The sequence below is a fragment of the Actinoplanes sp. NPDC089786 genome, assembly GCF_040684855.1.
GTDB lineage: Bacteria > Actinomycetota > Actinomycetes > Mycobacteriales > Micromonosporaceae > Actinoplanes.
Genome location: NZ_JBFBGU010000082.1, coordinates 1 through 1,184, shown reverse-complemented (window position 1 = coordinate 1,184; position 1,184 = coordinate 1). Strand labels below are relative to the sequence as shown.

Genomic DNA, 1,184 nt, shown 5'->3' with positions numbered 1-1,184 from the left:
TGTACCGTTCGAAAATCCGGCTTCGGTTACGCAGCCTGGGAATACTCGTTGATCAGCCCGTTGAGGACGCGCCGGCGGCGTACTCGCACGGTGGCCAGATCCGTGACCGGCACGGGGCACGCGTCCTGAGTGGGCGGGCGTTGTTCACGGCTTTGATGCGGCCGGTGCTCGTTGTAGTGACGGACGTACTCGTCGAGCGTGGCGCTCAGGTGCCGCGGGTTGTAGATCAGGATCCGGTCCAGGCATTCCCGGCGTACTGTCCGCACCCAGCGCTCCGCGTAGGCGTTCGCGCGGGGCGCCTGGGGCGGTGTCCGCAGGATCTCGATGTCCTCGGCGGCGAATACCTCGTCGAAAGCGGCGGTGTACTTGGTGTCCCGGTCTCGTATCAGGAGCCGCAACGGTGCGGCCCGGTGTCCGAGGTTCATCATCAGGTTACGGGCCTGCTGTGCCACCCACTGGCCGGTCGGGTTGGTGGTGACGCCCAGGATGTGTACTCGCCGGGTGGCTAACTCCATCAGGAACAACACATAGACGCGGGTTAGGCCGATCGTGTCGACGTGTAGGAAGTCACAGGCAAGCAGCCCTCTGGCCTGGGCGGTCAGGAACTGCGTCCAGGTCGGCCCGCCGCTGCGGGGCGCCGGATCAACGCCGGCTTTGGTCAGGATCGCCCACACCGTGCTGGACAGACGCGACCCGGTATCCCCACCCGACCAGCTCACCCTGGATACGACGGCACCCCCAAGTCGAGTTCTCCGCGGCCAGACGCAGCACCAGGGCCCGGATCTCAGCCCGTACCGCCGGCCGGCCCGGCCGGTTCGGGTAGGTCCACTTGCGGGTGACCAGGCGGCGATGCCACCGCAACAGCGTGGCCGGGGTGACGAAGAACGCCGCCCAGCGAGGGCGCGGCAGCAGCCGAGACAACGCAGAGAGCACCGCCCGATCGGCGGGCTCCAGATCGGGTCGATGGACTTGGCGGCGCAGTACGGCGACCTGATGTCACAGCACCAGGATCTCCACCTCGTTAGCGCGATTGCCACGCAGCACCAGGATCGCCAGTTGCAGCAGCCGGCGCAGGATGAGATACCCGAACGACAGGATCATGGCGTCAGCATGACCATGGGAGCGGGCCAGGGTGCCGGACAAACCGCACGTCAGACCCCGCGGCCGGGTTTCCGAACGGCACA

The 1,184-nt window shown here is 67.1% G+C and carries 2 protein-coding genes; both read right to left on the bottom strand.

Features of this window, described 5'->3' with window-relative positions:
- Nucleotides 1-26: 26 nt before the first annotated feature.
- On the bottom strand, nucleotides 27-719 hold the full coding sequence (locus AB0O15_RS48010; RefSeq protein WP_364334958.1) for an integrase core domain-containing protein: 693 nt from the start codon (nucleotides 717-719) through the stop codon (nucleotides 27-29).
- Nucleotides 720-996: 277 nt separating this feature from the next.
- Nucleotides 997-1,184 (bottom strand): hypothetical protein (locus tag AB0O15_RS48005; protein ID WP_364334955.1); only part of this gene is annotated, 188 nt, incomplete at its 5' end.